This window comes from Hydromonas duriensis (genome assembly GCF_004363775.1).
GTDB classification, from domain to species: Bacteria; Pseudomonadota; Gammaproteobacteria; order Burkholderiales; family Burkholderiaceae; genus Hydromonas; species Hydromonas duriensis.
Genome location: NZ_SNZE01000004.1, coordinates 47809 through 74271, shown reverse-complemented (window position 1 = coordinate 74271; position 26463 = coordinate 47809). Strand labels below are relative to the sequence as shown.

Annotated in this window: 22 protein-coding genes and 4 tRNA genes; 6 read left to right on the top strand and 20 right to left on the bottom strand. The window is 46.5% G+C overall.

What is annotated here, in order from left to right; translation table 11 throughout:
• Positions 1 to 80 precede the first annotated feature (80 nt).
• From ypfJ to DFR44_RS02920, 8 genes are all read right to left on the bottom strand, one after another.
• Positions 81 to 956 carry a KPN_02809 family neutral zinc metallopeptidase gene (gene ypfJ / locus DFR44_RS02955; protein ID WP_133619224.1) on the bottom strand — a complete coding sequence of 292 codons (876 nt, stop codon included), beginning with the start codon at positions 954 to 956 and terminating at the stop codon, positions 81 to 83.
• A 21-nt stretch (positions 957 to 977) separates the two neighbouring features.
• On the bottom strand, positions 978 to 1712 hold the full coding sequence (gene rlmB, locus DFR44_RS02950) for a 23S rRNA (guanosine(2251)-2'-O)-methyltransferase RlmB (RefSeq protein ID WP_133619223.1): 735 nt from the start codon (positions 1710 to 1712) through the stop codon (positions 978 to 980).
• Between the two features lie 116 nt (positions 1713 to 1828).
• Positions 1829 to 3016 (bottom strand): DesA family fatty acid desaturase, encoded by a 1188-nt coding sequence (locus DFR44_RS02945; protein ID WP_133619222.1) that lies wholly within the window; start codon positions 3014 to 3016, stop codon positions 1829 to 1831.
• A gap of 120 nt (positions 3017 to 3136) precedes the next feature.
• A complete protein-coding gene (locus tag DFR44_RS02940) occupies positions 3137 to 4465 on the bottom strand; it encodes a mechanosensitive ion channel family protein (RefSeq protein ID WP_133619221.1) in 1329 nt (442 codons plus the stop codon).
• A 72-nt stretch (positions 4466 to 4537) separates the two neighbouring features.
• Complete coding sequence (locus tag DFR44_RS02935; protein WP_133619220.1) at positions 4538 to 5251, bottom strand: response regulator; 714 nt, start codon at positions 5249 to 5251, stop codon at positions 4538 to 4540.
• 167 nt (positions 5252 to 5418) lie between these two features.
• Complete coding sequence (locus DFR44_RS02930) at positions 5419 to 6840, bottom strand: ATP-binding protein (protein ID WP_162845130.1); 1422 nt, start codon at positions 6838 to 6840, stop codon at positions 5419 to 5421.
• Positions 6841 to 7091: 251 nt separating this feature from the next.
• The gene (locus DFR44_RS02925; protein WP_133619218.1) at positions 7092 to 7721 is read right to left on the bottom strand and encodes a LysE family translocator; all 630 of its coding nucleotides are present in this window, start codon (positions 7719 to 7721) and stop codon (positions 7092 to 7094) included.
• A gap of 120 nt (positions 7722 to 7841) precedes the next feature.
• On the bottom strand, positions 7842 to 11822 hold the full coding sequence (locus DFR44_RS02920) for a DUF3683 domain-containing protein (RefSeq protein ID WP_133619217.1): 3981 nt from the start codon (positions 11820 to 11822) through the stop codon (positions 7842 to 7844).
• A gap of 183 nt (positions 11823 to 12005) precedes the next feature.
• On the opposite strand from DFR44_RS02920, the gene DFR44_RS02915 reads away from it, so the two are divergent.
• From DFR44_RS02915 to DFR44_RS02900, 4 genes are all read left to right on the top strand, one after another.
• A complete protein-coding gene (locus DFR44_RS02915) occupies positions 12006 to 12434 on the top strand; it encodes a c-type cytochrome (RefSeq protein ID WP_162845129.1) in 429 nt (142 codons plus the stop codon).
• A gap of 282 nt (positions 12435 to 12716) precedes the next feature.
• On the top strand, positions 12717 to 12950 hold the full coding sequence (gene rpmB, locus DFR44_RS02910; protein ID WP_114562498.1) for a 50S ribosomal protein L28: 234 nt from the start codon (positions 12717 to 12719) through the stop codon (positions 12948 to 12950).
• Positions 12951 to 12961: 11 nt separating this feature from the next.
• Positions 12962 to 13117: a 50S ribosomal protein L33 gene (gene rpmG, locus DFR44_RS02905; protein ID WP_114562497.1), complete on the top strand. Its 156-nt coding sequence runs from the start codon at positions 12962 to 12964 to the stop codon at positions 13115 to 13117.
• A gap of 98 nt (positions 13118 to 13215) precedes the next feature.
• Positions 13216 to 13794 carry a lytic transglycosylase domain-containing protein gene (locus DFR44_RS02900; RefSeq protein WP_133619215.1) on the top strand — a complete coding sequence of 193 codons (579 nt, stop codon included), beginning with the start codon at positions 13216 to 13218 and terminating at the stop codon, positions 13792 to 13794.
• Positions 13795 to 13857: 63 nt separating this feature from the next.
• Here DFR44_RS02900 and DFR44_RS02895 read toward each other — a convergent pair whose 3' ends face one another.
• The 8 genes from DFR44_RS02895 to DFR44_RS02860 form a co-directional block, all read right to left on the bottom strand.
• Positions 13858 to 14760 carry an LD-carboxypeptidase gene (locus DFR44_RS02895; RefSeq protein ID WP_133619214.1) on the bottom strand — a complete coding sequence of 301 codons (903 nt, stop codon included), beginning with the start codon at positions 14758 to 14760 and terminating at the stop codon, positions 13858 to 13860.
• Position 14761: 1 nt separating this feature from the next.
• Positions 14762 to 16360, bottom strand: a complete 1599-nt coding sequence (locus DFR44_RS02890; protein WP_133619213.1) for an ABC-F family ATPase — start codon at positions 16358 to 16360, stop codon at positions 14762 to 14764.
• 133 nt (positions 16361 to 16493) lie between these two features.
• Positions 16494 to 18065, bottom strand: coding sequence for a peptidylprolyl isomerase (locus tag DFR44_RS02885; protein ID WP_133619212.1), 1572 nt, complete (start codon positions 18063 to 18065; stop codon positions 16494 to 16496).
• 160 nt (positions 18066 to 18225) lie between these two features.
• Positions 18226 to 18302: transfer RNA gene (locus DFR44_RS02880), tRNA-Asp, on the bottom strand.
• Positions 18303 to 18326: 24 nt separating this feature from the next.
• Positions 18327 to 18402: transfer RNA gene (locus DFR44_RS02875), tRNA-Val, on the bottom strand.
• Between the two features lie 72 nt (positions 18403 to 18474).
• A tRNA-Asp gene (locus DFR44_RS02870) sits at positions 18475 to 18551 on the bottom strand.
• Positions 18552 to 18570: 19 nt separating this feature from the next.
• Positions 18571 to 18646, bottom strand: a tRNA-Val gene (locus DFR44_RS02865).
• A gap of 10 nt (positions 18647 to 18656) precedes the next feature.
• Entirely contained in the window at positions 18657 to 18929 is a 273-nt protein-coding gene (locus tag DFR44_RS02860) for an HU family DNA-binding protein (RefSeq protein WP_133619211.1), read from the bottom strand.
• A gap of 367 nt (positions 18930 to 19296) precedes the next feature.
• Between DFR44_RS02860 and argH the strand changes: the two genes are divergently transcribed.
• Positions 19297 to 20730: an argininosuccinate lyase gene (argH, locus tag DFR44_RS02855; protein WP_133619210.1), complete on the top strand. Its 1434-nt coding sequence runs from the start codon at positions 19297 to 19299 to the stop codon at positions 20728 to 20730.
• Between the two features lie 114 nt (positions 20731 to 20844).
• Here argH and DFR44_RS02850 read toward each other — a convergent pair whose 3' ends face one another.
• From DFR44_RS02850 to DFR44_RS02840, 3 genes are all read right to left on the bottom strand, one after another.
• Entirely contained in the window at positions 20845 to 22629 is a 1785-nt protein-coding gene (locus DFR44_RS02850) for an acyl-CoA dehydrogenase family protein (RefSeq protein ID WP_133619209.1), read from the bottom strand.
• A gap of 169 nt (positions 22630 to 22798) precedes the next feature.
• A complete protein-coding gene (locus DFR44_RS02845) occupies positions 22799 to 23728 on the bottom strand; it encodes an electron transfer flavoprotein subunit alpha/FixB family protein (protein WP_133619208.1) in 930 nt (309 codons plus the stop codon).
• A 100-nt stretch (positions 23729 to 23828) separates the two neighbouring features.
• On the bottom strand, positions 23829 to 24578 hold the full coding sequence (locus DFR44_RS02840; RefSeq protein WP_133619207.1) for an electron transfer flavoprotein subunit beta/FixA family protein: 750 nt from the start codon (positions 24576 to 24578) through the stop codon (positions 23829 to 23831).
• Positions 24579 to 24890: 312 nt separating this feature from the next.
• Between DFR44_RS02840 and DFR44_RS02835 the strand changes: the two genes are divergently transcribed.
• Positions 24891 to 25745: a ZIP family metal transporter gene (locus DFR44_RS02835; protein ID WP_133619206.1), complete on the top strand. Its 855-nt coding sequence runs from the start codon at positions 24891 to 24893 to the stop codon at positions 25743 to 25745.
• A gap of 72 nt (positions 25746 to 25817) precedes the next feature.
• Here DFR44_RS02835 and DFR44_RS02830 read toward each other — a convergent pair whose 3' ends face one another.
• Positions 25818 to 26426 (bottom strand): response regulator transcription factor, encoded by a 609-nt coding sequence (locus DFR44_RS02830; RefSeq protein ID WP_133619205.1) that lies wholly within the window; start codon positions 26424 to 26426, stop codon positions 25818 to 25820.
• Positions 26427 to 26463 lie beyond the last annotated feature (37 nt).

Below are 26463 nucleotides of genomic sequence, written 5' to 3'. Positions count from 1 at the left end.
CAGCAATCAAACGCTGGGGGCTTTTTTAATTGGTTTTATAAAAGGGGTAGCATCACACAGCGTCTGAAAAAACGCCTGGATTACAAACTTGCGGCACGGAATGTGTCGCACTGTTTCCAATCGGCTGTTTGTAGACCTTGTTTAAACCAACGCATGCGTTGTGCTGAAGTGCCATGGGTAAAACTATCAGGCACAACATAACCTTGACCTTGCTTTTGCAAATAATCATCACCAATTTGATGAGCGGCATTTAACCCCTCTTCAATATCTCCCTGCTGCAAAATGTGACTGTTCACATCCGCTTTAGCCGCCCAAACACCAGCGAAACAATCGGCTTGTAGCTCAACCCGAACGGACAAGGCATTGCCCTCAGCTTCTGACACGCGAGAGCGGCGCGCACTGACTTTTTCTTCGATACCGATTTGATTTTGCACATGATGACCAACTTCATGCGCAATCACGTAGGCTTGCGCAAAATCACCGCCCGCCCCCATTTGCTTACTCATTTGTTGAAAAAATGATAAATCCAAATAAATTTTTTGGTCACCAGGGCAATAAAAAGGCCCTGTCGCCGCGTCTCCCGTACCACAAGCCGTGCGAGTCACACCATCATATAGAACCAAAGTCGGGGCTTTGTACTGCCCGCCAGCCGCGGCGAATTCTGACGACCACACCTCTTTTGTGCTTTGCAAGACCTTAGAAGAAAATACGGCCTGCTGGTCTTTAGTATACGTCCCTTTGGAAACAGCCGTACCCGTTGAAGAGTCAGCTGACATGGATTGAACCGTGCTTAAACCAGTCAACGTCGTTGACGGGCTGATGCCAAAGACAAAATAAGCCACGGCGGCCAAAAGCAAGCTCCCAATACCCAAGCGACCGCCACCACCGATTCCCCTTCCCGTACGACCTCGGCGATCTTCAATATCCGCACTTTCATTCACTGAATCTAAGTTCATTTGAATTCCCCTAACACATTGTCAACCGCGCTGACGCACAGACTCAAACAAGCACACACCCGCAGCCACAGAAACATTCAAGCTCGCCACAGAACCCGCCATCGGGATGCGCACCAACTCATCACAGGTTTCACGAGTCAAGCGACGCATGCCTTCTCCTTCCGCGCCCATCACCCAAGCAATCGCCCCACCCACTTTGGCATCGTGCAATACACTTGTGCCCTCTTCGTCGGTTCCAACCACCCATACATCGTGCTCTTTAATTTCGCGCAATGTACGTGCCAAATTGGTGACCATAATATAAGGTACATGGTCGGCCGCACCTGACGCCACTTTAGCCACCGTGGCGTTGATACCAACCGCCTTATCTTTTGGGGCAATCACAGCGTGTACCCCCGCAGCATCGGCCACGCGCAAACATGCACCCAAGTTGTGTGGGTCGGTGATGCCATCGAGCACCAGTAAAAGGGGCGGAACGCTGAGATTTTCCAGCACTTCATCCACACTATTCGCTAAACGAATATCGCCCGCCAAAGCGGCTACGCCTTGATGACGACTATGCCCAACGATACCGTCTAAGCGGTGTTTATCGACCAAACGCGGCTCTATGTTCAGACGCACCAAACTGGCAAGGAAGTTCTGCATACGCTTGTCTGCCCTTGCATGTTCTACATACACCTCGCGAACAGAACTGGCGGCGACGCGCAATCGCGCTTGCACCGCATGAAAACCGAATAAAATTTTTGCATTTGACATAATCATCGCTTTATTAACATTAAGCCGCCATTGTAAAGTATTTATACGCATTAAACGCATAAAAAGGCTTGCACGCGCAAGCCTTTTTAAATGGGTAAATTGATAACGCAGTGGTTTTAACGATAGGTTCGCAACTGTAAAGCAAAACGTCGCAGGGCTTCAATGCCACTTTGTTCGGCACGGTCGCACCAGTCGTGTAAATGAGCAAGCAGCTCATCTTTGCTCAAACTTGAGCGACGCCACAGCATGGATAACTCATTGCGCATGACATACAGTTGTTCTAATGTCGGGCTGACCGTGATATTGGCCTGTACTTTGGCGGCCACGTCACCCGCAATGTGCTCACTGTCGCGCAGCAGGGGTTTACGAATTTCAGATAGTCGCTTGGCTGCGCTCGCATTGGTTGCTCGCAACGCTTCAATCTCAGTCTTGACACTTTGGCGCAAGGATTGAGCGTATTTCGCCATCACATCGTAACGATTTTTAATGATGGATTCTAAAGTGTGCTCATCAACGGGAATGTTTTTCACGAACACGGCTTTAGGTTGGATTTTTTTGACCTTAGCCCAACCAATCAAGCTCATGGCTTTGATGTAATACCAGCCCAAATCGAACTCATACCATTTGTTCGAAAACTTGGCTGAAGTGGCAAAGGTGTGATGGTTGTTGTGTAACTCCTCGCCACCAATCAATAAGCCCCAAGGTGAAATATTGGTCGAAGTATCTGGGCTATCAAAATTACGATAACCATAAAAGTGACCGATACCATTGATGATACCTGCCGCAAAAAATGGAATCCATGCCATTTGAATCGCCCAAATGGTGATGCCCGCAAACCCAAACAAGACAAAATCAATCATGAACATGAACACAATCCCCCAGTAAGTGCGAGGTGTGTAAACATGCCGCTCCATCCAATCATCGGGGGTGCCTGCACCATATTTTTGGAGCGTTTCTTGGTTTTTCGCTTCCATACGATACAAGTCGGCTCCCTGCCACAAAACCGTACTTAAACCTTTAGTCACTGGGCTATGAGGGTCTTCTTCGGTTTCACATTTGGCATGATGCTTGCGATGAATTGCGGTCCATGCCTTGGTGTGTTGCCCCGTGGTCAACCACAACCAAAAACGAAAAAAATGCGCTGGAATGGGATGTAAATCAAGTGCCCGATGAGCTGAGTGACGATGCAAGTAAATCGTCACCGAAGCAATCGTAATGTGAGTCACCACGAGCGTAAAGATGACCATCTTGCCGATGGACCACCCCAACACGCCGTTGGACAAAAAATTTAATAATTCATTCATGACACACTTTCTATAAATCGCAACGTAAAAAGGCAGTACCCATTAACAAGTCAAATCTGATTTGCAGCAGGAAATTTAAGTATTTTAACGTATATTGCGTATATTGCTTGGATTCTAACTTCAACCTTTTTTAGGCACGGGCAGCTTATCGACTTCAGGTATTTGCAAAGTAAAAAATTCAACCTGATGTTCACGGCATGTCCGCCATATGGCCAAATTGACATCAGAAGTGATGTTCATACGACCATTTTCAGGGTCGCCAATCCACCATGTAATGTCCAAAACAAAACCTTTATCTGTGATTTTAGACAAAAGCACCGATGGCGCAGGGTCTTTTAAAACACGTGGAACAGCAATCAGCGCTTCTAATAACTTAGGAAGAATAAAATCTATGTCTACCGTGTGTTTTAATTGTATGGGAATGCTCATCCACAATTCTTTATCCTGCAAAGACCAGTTCACAATCGGCGTGGTCACCAATGTTTCGTTTGGCAACAAAACCTCATCGCCACTGGCTCCTTTTAAAACGGTATAACGGGCATTGATTTGAGACACATTTCCACGAAAACCATCATTGGTCGTGATTAAGTCCCCGATGCGCACACTGCGCTCAAATAAAATCACAAAACCTGACACATAATTGCTGGCAATTTTCTGTAAACCCAAACCAATACCAACACCCAGCGCACCGCCAAACACAGATAGAATGGTTAAGTTAATCCCCGCCGCATTCAAGGCAAACAGCACCCCAGCGACCAGCAATAAGGCATTGAGTATGCGAACAATCACGACCCGAGCGGATAAATCAAATTTTGCAAAATAGCGATTGGGGCGCTTGAGCAACATCAATTCAATCTCATGAATCAACCACTGCACAACCAACCAGACCACAACTAAGACCAAACACAACGTCAATACATCTTTTGCCGTAATGGTGTTTTTACCAAAAGTAACCTGTAAGGCGTCCAAACGTTCTACCCACACATCCAGCTGCCCCACATAGTCGAGTAGCATGACGGCCCAAATAGAGACAATCGCGATTTTTTCGATGGCATGCCGCACGCTGCCATCAACGGGTAGCGCACGACGCACCACATACAAAAACACACGTACCAATAAGAATGCACCAAAAATCTGAGCCAAAAACTCAAACCACTGCTCAGATAGACCATTTTTATTGTAAAAATATCTGACGGTGTCCGCCAAAAGCCATAGAAAAAATGGCAACATTAATCGGGTAATGACATCAACACTCACCCAACTGGGCATGTCACGCTTAGAAATACGTCGTTTAAGCATGACACGCAAAGCCCATGTCAAAGCCAATGCCAAAGCAATAAAGCCCGCGGTTATAGCCCAATCTTGCACGGTAATGTGCGAGAACAAATCAAAAAAACCGTTGAACTCAGCCCCTTCGACAAAGGGGTTTAAAGTGGTTGTACTGAACAAGCTGAACCTTTCTTGGTAAAAAACAAGGGTAAAAATGGGCAAAACTCTATTGCTTATATGTAACTTATCACATCAGCCCATCAGCAAATCCATCTCCGATGGCGGTGGCGAATAGCGATAACCCAAACCATAGACTGACTGCACCACTTCAACATCGGGCAAGACCAAGGCGATTTTTTTGCGCAAATTTTTAATATGGCTGTCCACCGCACGGTCAAACACATCCAAGTTGTCGTTATATGCTTGTGCAATCAACTGGTCCCGCGAAAAAATACGCTCGGGTTGCATCAGCAAGGTATTGAACAAGCGCAATTCAGTCGGCGTTAAATCTAATTTTTGCTCACCGTAACGAATCACTTGCGCCGCAGGGTCATACACAAAAGCAGACTGGGCAATTGAAGGAGATTGACGACGACGCAACAAGGCTTTAACTCGAGCAACCATCTCTTTTGGGCTAAATGGTTTACACAAGTAATCGTCAGCGCCGCTCTCAAAGCCAACCAAGCGGTCAAGCTCCTCCACCTTAGCGGTAATCATCATGATGGGGACATCCGAAAATGTTCGAATTTCTTTGCATAAGGCGACGCCATCACGCTCTTTTGCATCTGGAATCATGATGTCCATCAAAACAATGTCTGGCTTTTGAATCTTAACCGCTTCAATCACTGCGTCACCGCGCTCATGCCAATGCACCAGATAACCCGCGTTTTGCAAATAGGCTTGTTGCACTTGGGCAATCATCGCTTCGTCTTCAACCAATAAAATCTGACTCTTACGTTCGCTCATGTTTTACTCCACGGAGTGAGCCAATTCAATATCCAATAAATGACTGGGCTATTGCTTTGGCAGGTCAATAAAGGGCTTTATTCTTATGTGTGTTACTTTCTCATTTTGACACAGCATTGTGCATCAATCATGCGCACGACAAAACGGTCTTCACAGTATTCTCGACCTTATTTCGTCTTAGCAACTTGATGCAAGGGCAATTCTACCACTATGCTTAAACCGCCTAAGCGTGAATGTTGCGCATGAATTTTGCCATGATGCGCTTTAACGATGCCTTCACAAATGGCCAAACCTAAGCCTGAGCCGCCTGTTGCGCGGTTACGCGACCCTTCGCATCGATAAAAACGCTCAAATAAATGCTGTAAAGAGCCTTCTGACACCCCAGGTGCTGTGTCCATGAGTTCAATTTTTACATATTTACCCTCACGCGAGACCTCAACCAAGGTCTCACCCGGTGCATCGGTATAGCGCAAACTGTTCAACAAAACATTACGCAACACTTGATGCAAACGTTGAGCATCTGCACTCACGTATAAAGGCGCATCGGTCAAATCGTTCATTTTCAGCGTCAAACCCGAAGCGGTAAACGCCGCCATATTGTCTTGCAACGCCTCCTCCAAAAAGGCTTGCACATGAATTGGGCTCATTTTTAAATCCCAGCCACTTTCAGTCGCCCGTGCCACTGATTGCAAATCATCAATCAATACGGTCAAATCTGAAATGGTGCTTAAATTGCGTTGCCATTCCTCATCGCTGATTTGAATGATGCCATCACGCATGGCCTCATTGCGCATGCGTAAAATCGTTAATGGCGTGCGCAACTCATGTGATGTATCCGCGACCCATTGACGACGCGCAGACTCTTGCGCCTCAAGCTGTGCGGTCATGCTATTAAAATTGCGTTGAATTTCACCCATTTCACTGTCCGCATTCACGGGCAAACGGGTTGCCAAATCGCCAGCCGCGACCCGACGAAATCCAGTTTGTAAAACCGCCATGGGCTTTTTGAAATAGCCTGCAAGTAACCACGCCAAGACAGCTGAAATCAAAGCCGATAAAGTCAACAGTAAAAAAGACCACTTAACTTGCTCTGCTAAAAAATGTTGCCCCAACACATCATTGTCAGGAGGCCCTTTGCGAATTAACCAATACGCAATTGTCGTGTTATTGCTATTTTTAATAGGAAAGCGCATGGCATTTTCTAAAGTCAAAGGCTCACCCGCGACAAAATCAGCATTTGCATCCAACAACGCCACCCCGCGCACGTAAGGGGGCAAATATCCACCGTCCTCGTTCACGGGTGGTGGCAAGCGTCGCTCCTCGGGCGCTCCTTCTATTTTTGTTTTATCCTGATGCTTTTGATTCTTCGCTATCTTTTCTTCACGTTTGACTTCTTCAACCGCCAAGATTAGGCTTTCCCAAACACCTGGCATTTTCAACCCAGAAAAATCCTTTTGTTCTTCAACGTATTGCACCAATACTTTTTGGACGGGGGCAAGCCGTTGCAACTTGACATGCGCCACATAATCGCCAAAGCCATCGCGCACAATGTAATGCATCACACCCGCCAAAATGATGACTAAAAACACGGCAAGTGAGAAAAACGCTAGAAAAAACTTTTTCTGAAGGGTGAGCTGAGCGGAGGGACGAGGGAAAGAGTACATGATGATTAAATAGGCGAGAATGATGACGCACAATTGTAATTTTGAATCGTGAACAAACCATGTATAGGCGAATCAAAGCCAATTAGCATCGAATTTGACACAGATTTTATCAAGCAGCGAGACAAGCATGATACTTTTTTGCAACAGCTTTTTTTCTGAGTTGAGTGAGGATGAAATCAGCCATGGGACGGATTGGACATCAGCACAATCAGACCAATTATCCCCAACAATACGGCACTGAAACGATTGAAATAACGCTGCCCAGCGGCATTGTTTAAGAAACGTCGCACATGAACACCTGCAAAAGCATATAAAGCAATTGTTCCCCATTCAAACACCAAAAAAGTCGCACCCATCAGTAAAAATTGAGCGAGTAAAGGTTCGGTCGTATTTAAAAACTGAGGAAAAATAGCGGTGAAAATTAAAATCGCTTTGGGGTTGCTCGCCGCACACATAAACTCTTGCATCGTCAAGCGCATGGTTGAAACGTTACTGTGTTGACCATCAAAAGCCAAATGCGTCACTGGACTGCGCCACAACGACATTGCAATCCAGATTAAATACAAACCACCCACTATTTTAAGCACAACAAAAAATCGGGATGAACCTGCCAACACCATTGCCAAGCCCAATGCCGTTAGCACAATCATGGTGGCGAAAGCCACCAATCGCCCAACGCCCGCCATCACCGCAGGACGAAAACCAAAGCGCGAGGCGTTGTTCATTGACAATATATTATTTGGCCCAGGCACGAGGTTAAGTGCAACACACGCGGGAATGAATAGCAGGTAAGAGGATAAAGTCATTAGAAACAGTCTGTGTTCGGTGGTTCAGTCAAAATCAACAACAGCAACGCCCCATCCACTCGCAAACCACAGAGGTTCACAAGACTCTCATTGCTTTTAATTGAAATTGACCGTTTTAATTTATACCAAGACCCGCTCAATGCCACCGTTGTTGGCAGCGGCCACATACTCAGGCATCCAATTGTCGCCCAAAATGTGCTTCGCCATCTCAACCACAATGTAGTCGGCATCAGAGTCAATATCATCGCGATAACGCTGTAGACCCTGCAAACAAGCGGGGCATGAGGTCAGAACCTTTGTTTGCCCTGTAAACCCGTCCGCCCGCAGTTCGCCTGCGCCTTTACGCAATTCTTCTTCCTTGCGAAAACGCACTTGCGTTGCGATGTCAGGCCGACTGAGCGCAAAAGTACCCGATTCTCCACAACAGCGGTCACTCAAGGCAACGTCTGTGTCCATCAATTGATTCACTACTTTTTGTGGTTTGTGGGTTTTCATCGGGCTGTGGCAAGGGTCATGGTACATGTAGCGCACGCCTTGAATTTTATTGACTTGAACGCCTTTCTCAAGCAGGTATTCGTGAATATCAAGTAAACGTGCATTGGGGAAAATATGCTCAAATTGATATTTTTCCAACTGATCCATGCACGTGCCACAAGAAACAATAACGGTTTTGATGTCCAAATAATTCAACGTATTGGCCACGCGGTGAAACAACACGCGGTTATCCGTGGTGATTTTATCGGCTTTATCCGAGTTACCCGTGGCGTGCTGCGGATAACCGCAACATAAATATCCCGGCGGCAAAACGGTTTGAACACCAATCGAATATAACATCGCTTGCGTTGCTAGACCGACCTGAGAAAACAATCGCTCCGAACCACAACCCGGGAAATAAAACACCGATTCGGACTCGCTCGACGTGTTGTTGGGGTCACGGATAATCGGAACATATTTGGCATCTTCAATGTCAAGCAAAGCGCGTGCGGTTTTTTTCGGTAAGTTACCAGGCATGGGCTTATTGATAAAATGAATCACCTGTTCACGTATCGGAGCACGGCCAATGGTTGGCGAAGGTTGCGTCACTTGTGACTTGGTTATGCGCATGGATTTGGCAAATTTATGTGCCATGTTTTGCACTTTGCCGCCCCACTCAATGACAAATTTTTTATACATGCGAATGCTCGCAGGGTCTTTCATGTTCAAGTAGGACATGGCTAAATTGGTGCCAATATTGGGCGTCTTTTTACCCATGGTGCGCAATAAATTGCGCATGGCAATCGTGACATCGCCAAAATCAATGTTGACGGGGCACGGTTTTTCGCAACGATGACACACCGTGCAGTGGTCCGCCACATCCTCAAACTCTTCCCAATGCTTGATTGAAATGCCTCGGCGCGTTTGTTCTTCATACAAGAAGGCTTCAACCAACAGCGATGTGGCTAAAATTTTATTTCGAGGTGAGTACAATAAGTTCGCGACGGGGACGTGGGTGGAACACACGGGCTTGCATTTACCGCACCGCAAACAATCTTTGACCGAAGCGGCAATCGCGCCAATGTCGGATTGTTGCATAATCAAAGACTCCGCCCCCATCAGGCCAAAAGACGGCGTATACGCATTGCGCAAATCGGCATGGGGCATGAGCTTGCCGCGGTTGAAGTGGCCATGCGGGTCCACTTTGTTTTTATAAGCACGAAATGGCGCAAGTTCTTCATCAGTCAAAAATTCCAGCTTGGTGATGCCAATACCATGCTCACCCGAAATCACGCCATCTAAGCTGCGTGCAACCTGCATGATGCGCGCAACCGCCTCATTGGCTTCTTGCAGCATCTCGTAATCATCTGAGTTAACAGGAATATTGGTGTGCACATTGCCATCGCCCGCGTGCATGTGCAGCGCAACAAAGACGCGACTGCGCAGCACTTTTTTATGGATTTGTGTGCATTCGTCTAAAATGGTTGCGAAGGATAAGCCCGTGAAAATACGACGCAATTCGGCACGCACTTCGCGCTTGTAAGACAACCGAACAGTGCGGTCTTGCAACACGTCAAACACCTTGACTTCAGGCTCTCGAATCAAGCGTTCACGCAAAGCATCGATTTGTACAGGCTCGGTGAATGCAACAGCCCCTTCAATCACATCCGCCACTCGTCGGTCTAAATTTGACATCCAATACATCCAACGCATGCGCACACGCTGAATCAGCATTTGAGCATCATTCGCCCGCTCACCCAAACGCTCTGTTTTCGACATATTGCCATTTGCATCGTCTTCGCCTTTAGCCAAAGGCAAATCACCGTCCAAATAATGGCTCAACGCATCCAATAATTTCAACTTATTGCGAGTGGATAATTCAATATTGATGCGCTCAATCGCATCGGTGTATTCACCCATGCGCGGCAGCGGAATCACAACATCTTCATTGACTTTAAACGCATTGGTATGGCGGGCAATGGCTGCTGTGCGCGCTCGGTCAAGCCAAAATGTCTTGCGAGATTCCTCTGACACCGCAACGAATCCCTCGCCCGTTCGGGTGTTGGCCATGCGCACCACTTCAGAAGTGGCATGCGCTACGGCATTTTCGTCGTTGCCAACAATGTCACCAATCAAAACCATTTTTGGCAAATCACCACGACGACTCTTGGTCGCGTAACCGACCGCACGCAAATATCGCTCATCCAAATGCTCTAAACCAGCAAGCGTTGCGCCCGTGGTTTTAGCGGTTTCAAACAAATAATCTTTAATTTCCACAATTGATGGAATGGACTCGCGCGCTTGGCCAAAAAACTCTAAACACACTGTCCGCGTATATTTAGGCATGGTATGCAACACCCAACGTGCACTGGTAATTAAGCCATCACACCCTTCTTTTTGCACCCCTGGCAAACCTGACAAAAATTTGTCCGTCACATCCTTGCCCAAACCTTCTTTGCGAAATTTATAGCCCTCAATCGCTAAAATCTCTCGTTCAATCTCGGTTTTGCCATCGGCCTTAAAGCGCACAATTTCAAAGGTCGCCAAAGGCGCATCATGAATTTTGCTCATATTGTGGTCAAGGCGAGTGATTTCGAGCCACTCGCCCTTGGCATCGACCATCCGCCAACTGGCTAAGTTATCCAAAGCCGTACCCCACAGCACCGCTTTTTTACCGCCCGCATTCATCGCCACATTGCCACCCACACAAGACGCATCGGCACTGGTCGGGTCAACGGCAAACACCAAACCTGCTTTTTTGGCCGCTTCTTCAACACGGCGCGTCACCACACCCGCTCCTGTCTGAATCGTCATGACTTCTTGACCCATCATTCGACCACGCCAAGGGGTAACTGCGCCGATTTGAATCAATTTTTCGGTATTGATAACCACCGATCGCGCATCCAAAGGCACCGCCCCGCCCGTGTAACCCGTACCACCGCCACGAGGAATAATGGTCAAGCCCAACTCAATGGAGGCTCGCACCAATCCTGCCATTTCTTGCTCGCTATCAGGCGTGAGCACTACAAATGGATACTCAACCCGCCAGTCGGTTGCATCAGTGACGTGTGACACTCGAGACAAGCCATCAAATTTAATATTGCCTTTAGCGGTGTAGCGCCCTAGACTACTGCGCACTTGAGCACGTAAATCGTACATGTCTCGAAATTGCTGAGCAAAATCCGCCACGGCTATTTGTGCTTTTCGCACCAGTTCATCCACCTTGGCTGCGCGCGCACGCGCTTCATCCGTATCGGTCACATCCCGCCGCTTATCTATTTCACTCAATCGATGCTGCAAAGCCTCAACCAAAGCCGCACGACGCTTCGGATTATCAAGCAAATCATCTTGCAAATACGGATTGCGACTCACCACCCAAATATCGCCCAATACCTCGTACAACATCTTTGCAGAACGACCCGTTCGACGCTCGCTGCGCAAATCCAAAATCAATTGCCACGCATCCTCGCCCAACAAGCGGATAATGATTTCTCGGTCTGAAAAAGACGTATAGTTGTAAGGAATTTCGCGCATGCGCGTAGACTCCAACAACTCGGTCAAGGCCGCACTCGGAGGCGCAACATGGGCAAAATTTGGATTTAAATGATGTTGTAATGGTGCATTCATAAGGCATTTCCTGATAGACTTCACCACATCGATGCCACGCAAACGCCGTGTGAAGTGCTCCCGCATTCTACCCGAATTTTAAACTTTTCGCGGCATCGTCCGCATGGCAAAGCCCCGCATTTACTGCATGCCCATGATTTTCTTCAAAACACCACACACCACGCTGACTCGGATATGCCCACTATGAAAAATTCCACCGCACTGCGTATCGCCTACTTCTTGATCACCAGCATTGCGCTTACTGCATGTAATGACAACACACGCCAAAACATGAATCAAGAACAAACGCCACAGGAGCCACAAGTCAACTCAGCCAGTCCAACACATTCAACCGATGCCCGCCCACCTGCGCCCGCATTTGCCCAGCAAAAAAATTGCTTCAGCTGCCATACTCGTGATGCAAAAATGGTCGGGCCTGCTTGGACAAGCATTGCCGAAAAGTACAAAAATGATAAAGATGCGGTGACTAAACTGACAGCTAAAGTCCTTAGCGGCGGTTCAGGTAGCTTTGGACCCGTTGTCATGCCGCCACAAGCGCATCTAAAACCCGAAGAAGCTCAATATCTGGTTGAATGGATTCTCTCCCAAGCACCCACCACCCCAAAAAAATAAGGCGCACACCAGACAAACACCTCACTGTCGGCCCCAGCCTCAACTCACGTTAAAACAACACCTAAAAATACAAATAAACACAGTATTTGCATCGACTTAATTGCATTACTTGGCAAAATCATCTATAATCGAATGTCTCGGTGCAAACAGTTTTCAAATTTTTGTTCTTGTTTCGCGTCTCCAATTTAAAAAGATTGAGCGAAGAACCTTTTAAAAACAAAGATTTAAGCGCTTGAATCACAACACAGTTTGTAATCATTTGGTTTGAAATAAGGAATTATCATGGCACGCGTATGTCAAGTAACGGGTAAACGCCCGATGTCTGGGAACAATGTTTCTCATGCAAACAATAAAACCAAACGTCGTTTTTTGCCTAACTTGCAAAACCGTCGTTTTTGGGTAGAGTCTGAAAATCGCTTCGTGCGTTTGCGCGTTTCGAATGCAGCTTTACGCACCATCGACAAAAACGGTATCGATGCAGTCTTATCAGACTTGCGCGCCCGCGGTGAAATCTAAGGAGCCTTATCATGCGTGATAAAATCAAACTCGAATCAACAGCAGGTACAGGTCATTTTTACACGACCGACAAAAACAAACGCAATATGCCTGAAAAAATGGAAATCAAAAAATTTGATCCAGTGGCGCGTAAACATGTCATCTACAAAGAAACAAAAATCAAATAATCATTATTTGATGTTTTTCTTGTGAGAGAGCCACCTTAACGGTGGCTTTTTTATTTTCTCTACGTTATGCTTTAGGGATTGTAAATCCACTAAAAACAATGCCAAAATTAACTTACAACACCCCTAAAAAACGCATTCAATGGCTAATCATCGCCATCGCTATTGTTGCATGCGGACTGGTGCTTCGACCCATTTTGCTCGAGTTTGGTTATAAATCCGGCGATGAGCTTGTGGCAGAACGCATTTACGATTGGCGAGAAAAACTCAAACTAGAAGAACTTGAGCAAAAAAACAATTTGCCACGCGGCCTTCTGTCAGCAGTGATGCACCAAGAATCGGCTGGCAATCCGAATGCAAAAAGTACCGCTGGCGCACAGGGGCTGTTTCAATTCATGCGTCCAACTGCGCGTGACATGGGGCTAAATGATCGCACTCACCCTGAAGACTCGGCGCGCGCAGCTGCTGAATATTTGGATAAACTGTATGAACGCTACAACAAAAATTTGGAGTTGACCTTAGCCGCGTACAACTGGGGACTGGGTAATGTAGACAATTACATAAAAACACGCCCGAGCGGCAGTACTTATGAGCGATTTCGTTTAAACAAAATGCCTGAAGAAACACAAAATTACATTGCCCGCATCAAGATGCTGCGCACAACTTATTATTTGCGTTAAACATCGCGTTGAAGAACAAAAAAGGAAAAGACATCGGCTTTTCCTTTTTTCGTTTTTAGCAAACTAAATTGCCCTCACTTCCAATCGATAACCCGCCTCGCCTGCGACACAGAGCTTGGCTTTTTGCCCCACAGGCAAAGTGACCTTATCGCGAACGTGACCAAAAGACAAATCCGTTAAAATTGGAACCCGACAACGACTGCGCATGTGGGCCACCATCTCGTTGTAATCATAGCCATGATCGTTATCATATAACTTAAAGCCATTGAATTGACCTAAAATCACGGCCGATTGCTGCTCAAGAATCCCCGCGTCCCTAAGCTGATACAAGTTGCGTTCAATGCGATAAGGGTGCTCATTGATGTCCTCAAGGAATAGAATCCCCCCCGTGACTTTTGGCAAATAAGGCGTTCCAACCAGTTGATTGACCATCGTGAGGTTTCCCCCCCACAAAACACCTTCTGTTTCAAAAGTCTGAGGTTGTGCAGCCTGCACCTCAATCAAATCTTGCCCCTCATCCAACAAACACCAAAAATGGTGTTCCATAAACGTGGATGGCTGTTCAGAACCGAAGTCAAAGCAGGCCATTGGTCCTAAATACGATGGCTTGCCTACTTTGGCATAATAGGCCAAGCTGAACGCCGTGAAATCACTGTGCCCCATAAAGCGCAAATCAGCCTGCGCCAAGGCTTCAAAATCAATGCCATCCAGCAAACGTGACATGCCGTAGCCTCCACGTAAGGCCATGACCAATTCAGGCTTATGCCCTTCTTGCGCAAGCTGCGTCAAGGCATTTAATTCAGCCAAACGCTCTGTATCCGTTCCTGCAAAACGTTGAAAATGACGCAACGCAGCACTGTGTCCACGCACCAACCAACCATGCTGAGTAAAATAATCGACGGCACGCGCTACAGCATCTTGGTCTTGTGGGTAGCCCGACGGAGCGATGAGTTGGAGTATGCGCATGTTAATTTAAACCTTGGCTGTCTAAATACGATTCATAGTCACCTTTGAAATCAATCACGGTGCCGTCGCCTTTGACTTCAATGATACGGGTGGCGACATTATCGATGAATTGGCGATCATGAGAGACCACAAACAAAGTGCCCGCATATTTTTCTAAAGCCAACTGCAAAGATTCAATCGATTCCATGTCTAAATGATTCGTTGGCTCATCAAGCATGAGGACATTATGTCGTCCCAACAACAATCGACCGAAGCTCATGCGATGTTTTTCTCCACCTGATAAAACACGCACGCATTTGGTCACGTCATCGCCAGAAAATAACAATTTACCAAGCACACCACGAATCACTTGGTCATCATCTCCCGCCTGACGAAATTGCCCCATCCAATCAAACACCAAATCATCGCTGTCAAACTGCTCGGCGGCATCTTGCGCCATATATCCAACATCGGCGTTATCCGACCATTTGACCGTGCCCGAATCACTCGACAACTCGCCTTTTAAGATACGCAGCAACGTGGTTTTACCCACGCCATTACCGCCAATAATGGCGACTTTATCACCCGCATCAATCATTGTTGAAAACTTGGTCACAATTGGGCGGTCGAATGTTTTGCTTACGCTTTCAACCTCTAAAGCCAAGCGATGCAACACCTTGTTTTGTTCAAAGCGAATAAATGGATTTTGACGCGACGACGGCTTAATCTCAACGGTATCGGCTTTGATTTTTTGAATCATTTTTTGGCGCGATGTGGCTTGACGGGCCTTTGCCTTATTTGCAGCAAAGCGTTGCACAAACTCTTGCAACTCAGCCATGCGCTCTTTGGCTTTTGAGTTACTTGCCATTTGTCGCGCCCGCGCTTCAGCTGAGGCGAGCATGTAGTCATCGTAATTGCCCGAATAAACCGTTAAAGTGCCAAAATCCATATCGGCCATGTGCGTACACACGCCATTCAGAAAGTGACGGTCATGTGAAATGATAATCATCGTGCAATCTTTTTCATCAAGCGCATGTTCCAACCACCGAATGGTATCAATATCCAAGTTATTGGTCGGCTCGTCCAACAACAACACATCTGGATTAGAAAACAAGGCCTGCGCCAATAACACGCGCACCTTCAAACCAGGCGCAACCGCACTCATCAAGCCTTGGTGAAAATCAATTGGCAAACCCACGCCAAGCAACAATTCACCTGCACGCGACTCCGCTGTATAACCATCATATTGGGCAAAAACGCCCTCAAGCTCGGCTGCTTTCATATAGTCATCTTCGGTGGCTTCCATATTGGCATAAATGGCGTCACGCTCGGTCATCGCCGCCCACATTTCAATATGCCCCATCATGACCACATCCAAGACGCGTAAATCCTCGTAAGCAAATTGGTCTTGTCGTAATTTACCCAAGCGAATATTGGGTTCTAAAATCACTTGCCCTGACGTCGGCTCTAAATCTCCACCCAAAATTTTCATGAACGTCGATTTGCCACAACCATTTGCGCCAATCAAACCATATCGATTGCCTTCACCGAACTTGACATTAATGTTTTCAAATAAAGGCTTAGCACCAAATTGTTGCGTAATATTGACAGCAGATAACACTTAGAACTCCAAATAAAAAATAAAATAAATACGGACAGCTATAAACAACTTGAGTCACGCCATTTAATAAAACTCTGTTTTCGCCACACTTTAAACATCAAAGCACGCTCAAATGGCGTGCTTTTTATTGAGTTTAAACCTTAGATTTATCAAGGCTGCCTAAACGCTCTGGATACAATTTAACACCCAAACGCTCTCGCAATTGTTGTAAATAAGCGCGTTGTTGCAGCACCCCTGACAAATCGCTCCATTGTTGCAGCGATGAAGGTAAAGCATTGGATTTATCCGCCGCCGTGTCTGCCGATTGCTCCCCAACCACGCGTAGAATGCTCACACTATTGGACTCTTCACTGACCAAAAGCTGAGGCAAGTCTTTTGAGGCCACAGCCAGCACCTGCCCCACCGTTTTTGAACTTAAAACATTATTCAATAAAGGCCCCACCATCATTTTTGGACCGATACTTTGACTTGCATTCATGCCAGCAATTTGTTTTTTCGCCTCATCGCGCGCCAGAGCCAAAACCGCTTCTTGCTTAAGCGTTTTCTCTATTTCAGCCAGTACATCTGCCAACGGCAATAAACCTGCTTGCGTTTGTTTCGTCACTCGACCCACAATCAAACTGGTCCCATTTGCTTTTACAGGCGAACTAATGGCTTGAGCTGCAACCTGAGGGCCTGTAATCAAGGCTAACCGCACCTCATTAGACTTTAACGCGTCGGGCAAATGCGCACCGCCTTCTCGGCTTAAGTTTTTAAATGTCTCAACCGTACCACCAAAACGAGAGGCTATGGCAGCTAAATCCTGAGGGGCTTTTCCACTGGCCTCATCAATTAATTTCGCGACCCCTTCCATTTTACTGGCAGCCACCTTACTCACGACTTCTTTGAGCAATGCAGAATCTTTACGCACTTTGTCTATGTCTTCCGCGCTTGGCGTACCACCGAAAGCTGCTTTAATGTCATCGTCCGTCGGCACATAATTAGCTGGCAATACGGGAATAACCGCATAGTCGACATCAAAAGACTCTGTTTTAGTAAACTGAGCGGTATGAGCTTTATAATATTGCTCAACTTGAGTCGCATCAACCTTCACCTTGTCCATATAGGGCGTCAAGTCAACAGACTTCATTTCAACAACACGCACCCGCGTCAACAATTCAGTCAAAGTGGATTTTTGTAGTGGCGTCAAAGAAAAACCAGAGGTAGCCATTTGACGCAACAAACCTTCAGCCAAGCTGGCCCGCACCGTCGACTCGTATTGTGCTTCCGTTAAGTTATTGTTTTTTAGCAACGACTCATAAGCAGCACGGTCAACATTGCCCTGCGCATCACGTTTGATATTAGGGTCTTTCAGCAAAGCGGCCAACACCTGAGCATCGCCCACTGTTAAATGCCCAGCCTTGACTGCTTCTGAGATGGCAAACTGATTCACCATTTCATTTAAAAACAAAATACGCTGGTCGGGTGTATCAAACGCCGATTGATCAAAAGCATCCCCCAGCGCCACTCGTTTTGCATCGATATATTGCTGATAGCGACGTTCAAACATCGCTGCGGTGATGTCTTGTTGACCCACTTTGGCCACCACATCAGCTGCCGTAGCATCCGATGATAAGTTTGAAACCCCAGAAAACATAAAGGGAACAAACAGCACCGCTAATATCAATTGTATTATTTTTTTGTGTTTATGCACAAAATCAAACATAAGTCGCCTCTCAAATTTGAGCACATGGTTCTCAAGCCCTATCCAAGCTCGTAAAGCTTGACATTATATAGCCGTTCCACGAACTAAGCCAGTCTTGAAACACTTAACGCAATATACATGCAACAAAAAAAGGTGAACCGAAGTTCACCTTTTTCCTAATTGGCGGAGCGGACGGGGCTCGAACCCGCGACCCCCGGCGTGACAGGCCGGTATTCTAACCAACTGAACTACCGCTCCAACTTTTTTTAGCTATTGAAATCGTGGTGGGTGTTGAGAGGCTCGAACTCCCGACCTACGCCTTGTAAGGGCGCCGCTCTACCAACTGAGCTAAACACCCACAATTTCAAAACTATAGTCACTTAACCTTGATTTACAAGGTTTTAACATAAACTGTGTTTACGTTATTTTTTGGCGGAGCGGACGGGACTCGAACCCGCGACCCCCGGCGTGACAGGCCGGTATTCTAACCAACTGAACTACCGCTCCAAAATTTTAATCTTAAGACTGGTGGGTGTTGAGAGGCTCGAACTCCCGACCTACGCCTTGTAAGGGCGCCGCTCTACCAACTGAGCTAAACACCCAATCTTAAAATTAGTTAACTGCGTCTTTCAAACCTTTACCTGGTTTGAATTTAGGTACTTTAGCTGCTTTGATTTTAATCTCTGCGCCTGTTTGTGGGTTACGACCCACGCGCGCTGCACGTTTACCTACTGAAAACGTACCGAAACCAACCAAAGTCACAGTACCGCCTTTTTTCAAGGTTTTTTTAACAGCTGTTGTCACTGCATCTAATGCACGACCAGCAGCCGCTTTAGAAATCTCTGCTTCTGCTGCGATAAAATCTACTAATTCTGACTTATTCATATCTTTTTCTCCACCAGCAAGTTTGTCAAAGTCCCTGAAAATCACCATGCAACCAAATTTGCAAGAACACTCGTTTCATTCACAACGAGCCGAATTAGAACACATTTATTTGACCCTCGTCAAGTGATTTAAAAAAAAATAATTAGCAAAGTGCTTATTTGACAAGCCTTACCAACGACTTTATCCCTTAAGCCCTTGATAGCGTTGATGTTTAGTAGTTTGTGCGCGTATGTCCTCTTATCGCATCCAGTCGCTAGCAATTCTTGTAATCACCCGCTAATGGGTGCGTAAAAATATATTGTTTAATCTAATATCGGGCTTTGCTTTAAAATGTGCCATCTCTCGTTTGCTTAATTTAGGAATATATATGAACAGTGCTTCAGATTTTTCAAACTCTCAATTACACAACAAAACCAGCGGCTGGTCGGCTCTTTTTTCTGAACCCATGAGCGAACTGGTAAAACGTTATACAGCTTCCGTTGATTTCGACAAGCGTCTCGCTTTATTTGACATTCAGGGTTCTTTGGCGCATGCCGCCATGCTCACCAAACAAAACATCATCAATGCACAAGACTTTGCAGATATTGAACGCGGGATGGCACAAATCAAAGCAGAAATTGAAGCGGGAGATTTCACATGGCAGTTGGATTTGGAAGATGTTCATTTGAATATTGAGGCGCGTTTGACATCACTCGTAGGCGCTGCGGGTAAGCGTTTGCATACAGGCCGCTCTCGTAACGACCAAGTGGCAACCGATATCCGCTTGTGGTTAAGGGCACAAATCGATGATATCTGCGCGGCTTTGCGTGGTTTACAAAACGGTCTATTGACTGTTGCGGAGCGTGAGGCGGACACAATTTTACCTGGCTTCACACATTTGCAAGTCGCGCAACCTATTACTTTTGGTCATCATTTATTGGCTTACGTCAATATGTTTGGACGCGATTTAGAGCGCATGACCGACTGCCGTCGTCGTGTTAATCGACTGCCTTTAGGCGCAGCAGCCTTAGCAGGCACAACTTACCCCATTGATCGTGAGTTTGTCGCTGCACAATTGGGATTTGAAGGGGTATGCGAAAACTCTTTGGATGCTGTCTCTGACCGTGATTTTGCGATTGAGTTTTGCGCAGCGGCGGCGTTAATCATGATGCATGTATCGCGCTTTTCTGAAGAGCTTGTGAATTGGATGAGCCCGCGCGTTGGTTTCATCGACTTGGCCGACCGCTTTTGTACAGGTTCATCCATCATGCCACAAAAGAAAAACCCAGATGTGCCTGAGCTTGCTCGCGGAAAAACAGGACGAGTTTATGGTGACCTGATGAGTTTACTTACTTTGATGAAATCTCAGCCATTGGCGTATAACAAGGACAACCAAGAAGACAAAGAGCCTTTGTTTGATGCGGCGGATACCGTTTTGGAAACCCTGATTATCTTCACAGAGATGGTTCAAGGCATTATTGTTAAACCTGAAAACATGCGTGCCGCAGCCTTGCAAGGTTTTTCAACAGCAACTGATTTAGCAGACTATTTGGTCAAAAAAGGATTGCCTTTCCGTGACGCGCATGAGGCGGTGGCACACGCTGTCAAAGTCTGTACTCAAAAAGGATGTGACTTAGCCGATTTAAGCCTTGAGGCACTCCGAGCTGCCACTCATTTAAGCAGCGAACAACAAAGTCTGATTGATGCCGATGTTGGTCATTGCTTAACTTTAGAAGGCAGTGTCGCGGCGCGAGACCATGTGGGCGGCACGGCTCCAAACCAAGTGCGGGCGTCCATTGCTCGCCTTCGAGCCAATTTTTAACATTAAATGCAATATTTTATTTGCTTAAAATAATTTGACTTACTGTTGTTAAAAACGCGCTTTTAGCGCGTTTTTAACATGTTCAGACACGATTAGCATCTCACGGACAACAGCCTAAAAGCACGACACATCAAAATCAGCAACGGTATCGCCGCCAGCAATAATCGCTTGAGCCAGCGCCGTTGTTTGCGGCAAGATGTGCTGCATATAAAAATTAGCCGTAGCCATTTTACCCGTTAAAAACAGTTCATCGGCCGTCCCGTTTTGCGCCTGCTGTTGCGCAGCCAGTGCAGCACGCGCGCTATGCCAGCCCGCCATCAATAGGCCTGCTAATTTCAAGTACAACACTGAGCCAGCAAACACGTGATTCGGTTGGTTTTTACTGTGGTTTAGCACAAAAGTAACAACTTGACGATAAGCCGTATTGGCATTCGCCAACGGTTGCGCCATAGTTGCCAACGACTCAATACGACTCAATTGCGCTACCGTTTCATCAATTTGGTCAGCGAAATTCAAGGCCACAGCCCCATTGTCTCGAATGGTTTTTCGTCCAATTAAATCATTGGCCTGAATTGCTGTTGTGCCTTCATAAATCGGCAAAATACGCGCATCGCGGTAATGTTGCGCAGCGCCCGTTTCTTCAATAAAACCCATGCCGCCATGAACTTGCACACCAAGGCTGGTGATTTCAATCGACTGCTCGGTGTTAAAACCTTTGACCAAAGGCACCATGAACTCGTATTGCGCTAAGGCTTTGGCTCGGATGCTTTCATCGGCATGATGATGAGCGATGTCGGACAAACCCGCAGTGTAATAGGACATCGCACGGCAACCCTCAATCGTCGCTTTCATCATCAACAACATGCGTTTAACATCAGGATGATGAATAATAGCGACGGCTTCGCGCGTACTGCCATCAACAGGACGACTTTGAATGCGCTCGGCCGCGTAATCTCGCGCCTGCTGGTAAGCAGTTTCCATCACAGACAACCCTTGAATCCCAACCGAAAAGCGTGCCGCATTCATCATGACAAACATGTATTCCAAGCCTCGGTTTTCTTCGCCGACCAGATAGCCCGTCGCACCTCCATTGTCACCAAACTGCAACACCGCTGTTGGGCTCGCTTTGATACCCAACTTATGCTCAAGCGACAAGCATTGCACATCGTTCGCCGCACCCAGCGAGCCATCTGCATTCACCATACGCTTGGGTACAATAAATAACGAAATCCCACGAATGCCCTCGGGTGCGGTGGGTGTACGGGCAAGCACGAGATGTATAATATTCTCCGCCAAATCATGGTCACCATATGTGATAAAAATCTTTGTACCAAAGACTTTATATGTGCCGTCAGGCTGCGGTTCCGCCCGCGAACGCACCAAAGCAAGGTCTGAACCCGCCTGTGGCTCAGTCAAATTCATACTACCGGTCCACTCACCACTAATCATTCGCGGAATGTATTGTTGTTTCATGCGCTCAGAACCCGCTGTAAGCAAGGCCTCAATGGCTCCATCTGTGAGCAAAGTACACAGAGCAAATGACATATTTGACGAATTGAGCATTTCACAACACGCCGTGGCAAGCAACTTGGGCAAGCCCTGACCGCCTACACTTTCAGGATGAGACAAACCCTGCCACCCGCCCTCTGTATAAGCTTTAAACGCTTCTTTAAATCCTGGACTGGTAATCACCTTGCCATCATGTAGGTAAGATGGCTTGACATCACCTGTGCGGTTTGTGGGCGCAACAATGTCTTGGTTCAGCTTAGCGGCCTCATCCAATATACCCGTGACCATCTCTGAATCCAAATCTACACCCAAGTCAGCAAATACTTGGTTTAAATTAGCCACATGTTCCAACGTGAACATCATGTCTTTTTGGGGGGCGATGTATGGCATACTTTTTCTCCTAAATCGTTTCGCTAAAGCAAAATTCTAAATAATTCTAAATAATGGGCGTTGGACAAAAACCCGAAAAAACCCAACGAAAATCACACAATAAAAGAACGACTGTGCTTTTATTGTATTCAAAAAAACCAGCCGCATCACATCGGCTGGTTTTTACTCATCACAAAGCGGCTGTCAACTGAGGTACAACCTCAAACAAATCACCGACGATGCCATAATCCGCAATTTGAAAAATCGGTTCATCTGGATTTTTATTAATTGCGACAATAATTTTTGAGTCTTTCATCCCCGCTTGATGCTGAATGGCACCAGAAATGCCAACTGCAACATACAACTGAGGCGCAACAATTTTCCCTGTTTGCCCAACTTGCAAATCATTGGGCACAAAGCCTGCGTCGACTGCAGCGCGTGATGCGCCCATGGCAGCACCAAGCTTATCAGCCAACGCCTCGATTATTTTAAAATTATCCGCACTGCCAACACCACGCCCACCAGACACCACGATAGAGGCAGCGGTCAAATCAGGGCGCGCTGATTGCGCCAATTCCCGCGATACAAAAGTCGCCGCTTGAGCAACAGTTTGTACCGCTTGAGCCTCAACAACAGCCGAACCGCCTGTTGCCACCGCGGCATCAAAGCACGTCGTGCGTACTGTGATGACTTTTATAGGGTCGATGGATTGCACCGTTGCGAGAACATTGCCCGCATAGATAGGGCGAACAAACGTATCCGCTGATTCAACTTTGATGATGTCTGATATTTGAGCCACATCTAATTTCGCAGCAACACGCGGCAACACACTCTTACCGATGGATGTCGCGGGCGCCAAAATGTGAGTGTAAGCACTTGCCACACTTAAAACATTGGCGGACAAAGCCTCACTGCCCTGTTCGGCTAAAGATGCATCATCAAAACTTAATACTTTTGCCACCCCCGCCACGGCGGCCGCTTCTGTTGCCACGCCCGCAATACTAGAGCCGAACACAGCGAGGTGAATGTCTCCACCAACTTGCTGTGCAGCTGTGACCGTGTTAAGGGTCGATTGACGCAGGTGTTTGTTGTCATGTTCGGCAATAATTAAAATGGTCATTTGCTCTCTCCTGTGGCTCGCCACATTTTTAGTTTGTTTTTTGATATTGAATTCGTTAAATCAATACGACTCAAAAATACAGCCTTCAATCGCCGTGCTTTTATATGACTTTGGCTTCGTTGCGTAATTTTTCAACCAACGTCGCAACATCTGGCACGATGATGCCCGCACTGCGTGTTGGAGGATCCATGGTTTTTAAAGTCTTCAGGCGAGGCGTCACATCAACACCCAAAGCCTCTGGCGTGGTTACATCCAATTGCTTTTTCTTGGCTTTCATGATGTTGGGCAAAGTGGCGTAGCGTGGCTCGTTCAGACGTAAGTCGGTCGTCACAACCGCAGGCAAGTTCATGCTTAAAGTTTCTAAACCACCGTCAATTTCGCGGGTGACCGTTGCTTGACCTTCGGCCACAACAATCTTTGAGGCAAAAGTCGCTTGTGGCAAGTCCAGTAAAGCCGCAAGCATTTGTCCTGTTTGGTTGGCATCGTCATCAATGGCTTGTTTACCTAAAATAACGAGTTGAGGCTGCTCGTTTTTCACTACCGCTGCCAGCAATTTTGCCACGGCCAGCGGTTGGAGCTGCGCACCTGTTTCAATCAAAATTCCACGATCAGCACCTAAAGCCATCGCACTACGAATGGTCTCTTGACATTGAGTCACGCCCGCTGACACCACAACGATTTCAGTGGCCACGCCCGCTTCTTTTAAACGCACGGCTTCTTCAACAGCGATTTCATCAAATGGGTTCATCGACATTTTTACATTCGCAATATCCACATCGGTTTGATCAGCATTCACACGCACTTTAACGTTGTAGTCAACCACTCGTTTTACGGCTACCAAAATTTTCATATTGCACGTCTCCAATGATAAGTTAATGACTCAGCCCCCTTTTGACTGACTCTGTTTTAAACAAAGATTATACGCCATCGCCTATACTTTGGGCGGTTTTGGCAGTTGCACCTTTGACAAAATAAAATTCGCCTCAAAAATAGCACAGTCGTTCTATTTTTACAACATCTTTTTGTAAGCATTTAGAAAAGCAGACTTGACACGCCTGTTATGATAATCATTCACTTATTTATTAATTTAAAAAGTATAAATATTTTAAAGCGCGCCCAAATAACATTAAAATCATATCAAATTTACTCCGAAAGGTTGTCCATGTCTTTACCCTTACTGTTACACATCATGGTTGCCAATCTAGTCGCCATCGTCACGAGCCTCACCCTAGCTGCGGCAGCTGGGGTATGGCTGCAACGCCACGTACTGCAGCACCTTATTAGCTTGGCGGCTGGGACTTTACTCTCGATGGCCTTATTGCACCTTTTGCCCGAAGCTCAAGAAGGCCTGATGGCTCAAGGTTTAGATGCAACGGACATTTTTAAATTTCTCTTAATTGGCATACTCGGATTTTTTTTACTCGAACGCTTGGCCTTGTTTCGCCACAACCATCACAACGAGCATGACGGTCACAATCATCATCACGGCTTTGACGAAGATGCCGCGGGTCATGGCGGTTGGATGATTTTAGTCGGCAGCGGCATTCACAACTTTACCGATGGCTTGCTCATTGCAGCGGCTTTTTTAACCGACATCAAGCTCGGCTGGGCAACAGCCCTCACTGTTGGCTTACATGAGGTCATGCATAAATTGGGCGACTTTATCGTCTTAATCAACACGGGTTTGAAACAAAAGCGTGCCTTACTTTACACCCTATTGACAGGCTTAATGGCGGTATTGGGCGGGGTCATCGGTTATTTTATTTTATCTGACTTGTCACGCTGGATACCCTATGTGCTGGTGGTTTCTGCCAGTTCTTTTTTATATGTGTCTGTAGCGGACTTGATTCCACAAATGAGTATTTTTAAAGGCATTCGTCAAGGTTTAACACAGATTGCAATGTTATTTATTGGCGTCGCCATCATCTGGCTTTTTTTAGGGCACGGCGAACACCCTCATGAGCACGGTGAGCATGCCTCTTTGTCACAACAGACGCTTTTGACCTTATTGGCTTAACAAACTGGACACGCAAAAAATCCCAACACATGTTGGGATTTTTTGATGAAGTCCGAAATTAATTAAAAAACATTAAACTTCCAACACCTGCAATAAATTAATTAACTCCACCGCACCTTTAACACCCATTTTTTTAAACAAACTGGCTCGGTGCACTTCCACGGTGCGAACAGCCATATCCAGTTCTTCCGCTGCTTCACGGCTGGATTTACCATTCAAGATACACTCCATAACAGCTTGCTCGCGCGGACTGATGGTTTCAAGGCGCTGGCGAATCGCATTCGATTGCACAGAAATAACCACTCGTTGACGGCTCAACGCCAACGCTTCAAAAACACGATCGACCAGTTGGTTATCCGCAAAAGGCTTTTCAAGAAAGTCAAACGCACCTTGCTTGACGGCATTGACCGCCAAGGTGATGTCGCCATGCCCAGATAAGAAAATAATCGGCCAGTCTTGACGAACATCCGCGAGTTGGTGAAACAGCTCAATGCCAGACATCATCGGCTCCATGCGGATATCCAAAATGATGCAACTCGGAGTATTGCGCGGCAATACAGACAGAGCAGCTAAAAACTGTTCTCCCGACTCAAAAGTTTTACAGCTCAAATCTCGCGATTCCAACAACCAAGATAGTGAATCTCGCAAAACCTCTTCATCATCAATGATATAAACTTGCATTTTTTTCTCTCTTTTTTGAGTGCAATGATTTAAATGT

Excerpts from the sequence above, each read along its gene's own strand:
- argH (WP_133619210.1), top strand. The coding sequence starts at position 19,297 with ATGAACAGTGCTTCAGATTTTTCAAACTCTCAATTACACAACAAAACC.
- DFR44_RS02840 (WP_133619207.1), bottom strand. The coding sequence starts at position 24,578 with ATGAAAATTTTGGTAGCCGTAAAACGAGTGGTTGACTACAACGTTAAA.
- DFR44_RS02895 (WP_133619214.1), bottom strand. The coding sequence starts at position 14,760 with ATGCGCATACTCCAACTCATCGCTCCGTCGGGCTACCCACAAGACCAA.
- DFR44_RS02935 (WP_133619220.1), bottom strand. The coding sequence starts at position 5,251 with ATGAGCGAACGTAAGAGTCAGATTTTATTGGTTGAAGACGAAGCGATG.
- rpmB (WP_114562498.1), top strand. The coding sequence starts at position 12,717 with ATGGCACGCGTATGTCAAGTAACGGGTAAACGCCCGATGTCTGGGAAC.
- DFR44_RS02835 (WP_133619206.1), top strand. The coding sequence starts at position 24,891 with ATGTCTTTACCCTTACTGTTACACATCATGGTTGCCAATCTAGTCGCC.
- DFR44_RS02920 (WP_133619217.1), bottom strand. The coding sequence starts at position 11,822 with ATGAATGCACCATTACAACATCATTTAAATCCAAATTTTGCCCATGTT.
- ypfJ (WP_133619224.1), bottom strand. The coding sequence starts at position 956 with ATGAACTTAGATTCAGTGAATGAAAGTGCGGATATTGAAGATCGCCGA.
- DFR44_RS02830 (WP_133619205.1), bottom strand. The coding sequence starts at position 26,426 with ATGCAAGTTTATATCATTGATGATGAAGAGGTTTTGCGAGATTCACTA.
- DFR44_RS02915 (WP_162845129.1), top strand. The coding sequence starts at position 12,006 with ATGAAAAATTCCACCGCACTGCGTATCGCCTACTTCTTGATCACCAGC.
- rlmB (WP_133619223.1), bottom strand. The coding sequence starts at position 1,712 with ATGTCAAATGCAAAAATTTTATTCGGTTTTCATGCGGTGCAAGCGCGA.
- DFR44_RS02860 (WP_133619211.1), bottom strand. The coding sequence starts at position 18,929 with ATGAATAAGTCAGAATTAGTAGATTTTATCGCAGCAGAAGCAGAGATT.
- DFR44_RS02885 (WP_133619212.1), bottom strand. The coding sequence starts at position 18,065 with ATGTTTGATTTTGTGCATAAACACAAAAAAATAATACAATTGATATTA.
- DFR44_RS02900 (WP_133619215.1), top strand. The coding sequence starts at position 13,216 with ATGCCAAAATTAACTTACAACACCCCTAAAAAACGCATTCAATGGCTA.
- DFR44_RS02945 (WP_133619222.1), bottom strand. The coding sequence starts at position 3,016 with ATGAATGAATTATTAAATTTTTTGTCCAACGGCGTGTTGGGGTGGTCC.
- DFR44_RS02925 (WP_133619218.1), bottom strand. The coding sequence starts at position 7,721 with ATGACTTTATCCTCTTACCTGCTATTCATTCCCGCGTGTGTTGCACTT.
- DFR44_RS02845 (WP_133619208.1), bottom strand. The coding sequence starts at position 23,728 with ATGACCATTTTAATTATTGCCGAACATGACAACAAACACCTGCGTCAA.
- DFR44_RS02850 (WP_133619209.1), bottom strand. The coding sequence starts at position 22,629 with ATGCCATACATCGCCCCCCAAAAAGACATGATGTTCACGTTGGAACAT.
- rpmG (WP_114562497.1), top strand. The coding sequence starts at position 12,962 with ATGCGTGATAAAATCAAACTCGAATCAACAGCAGGTACAGGTCATTTT.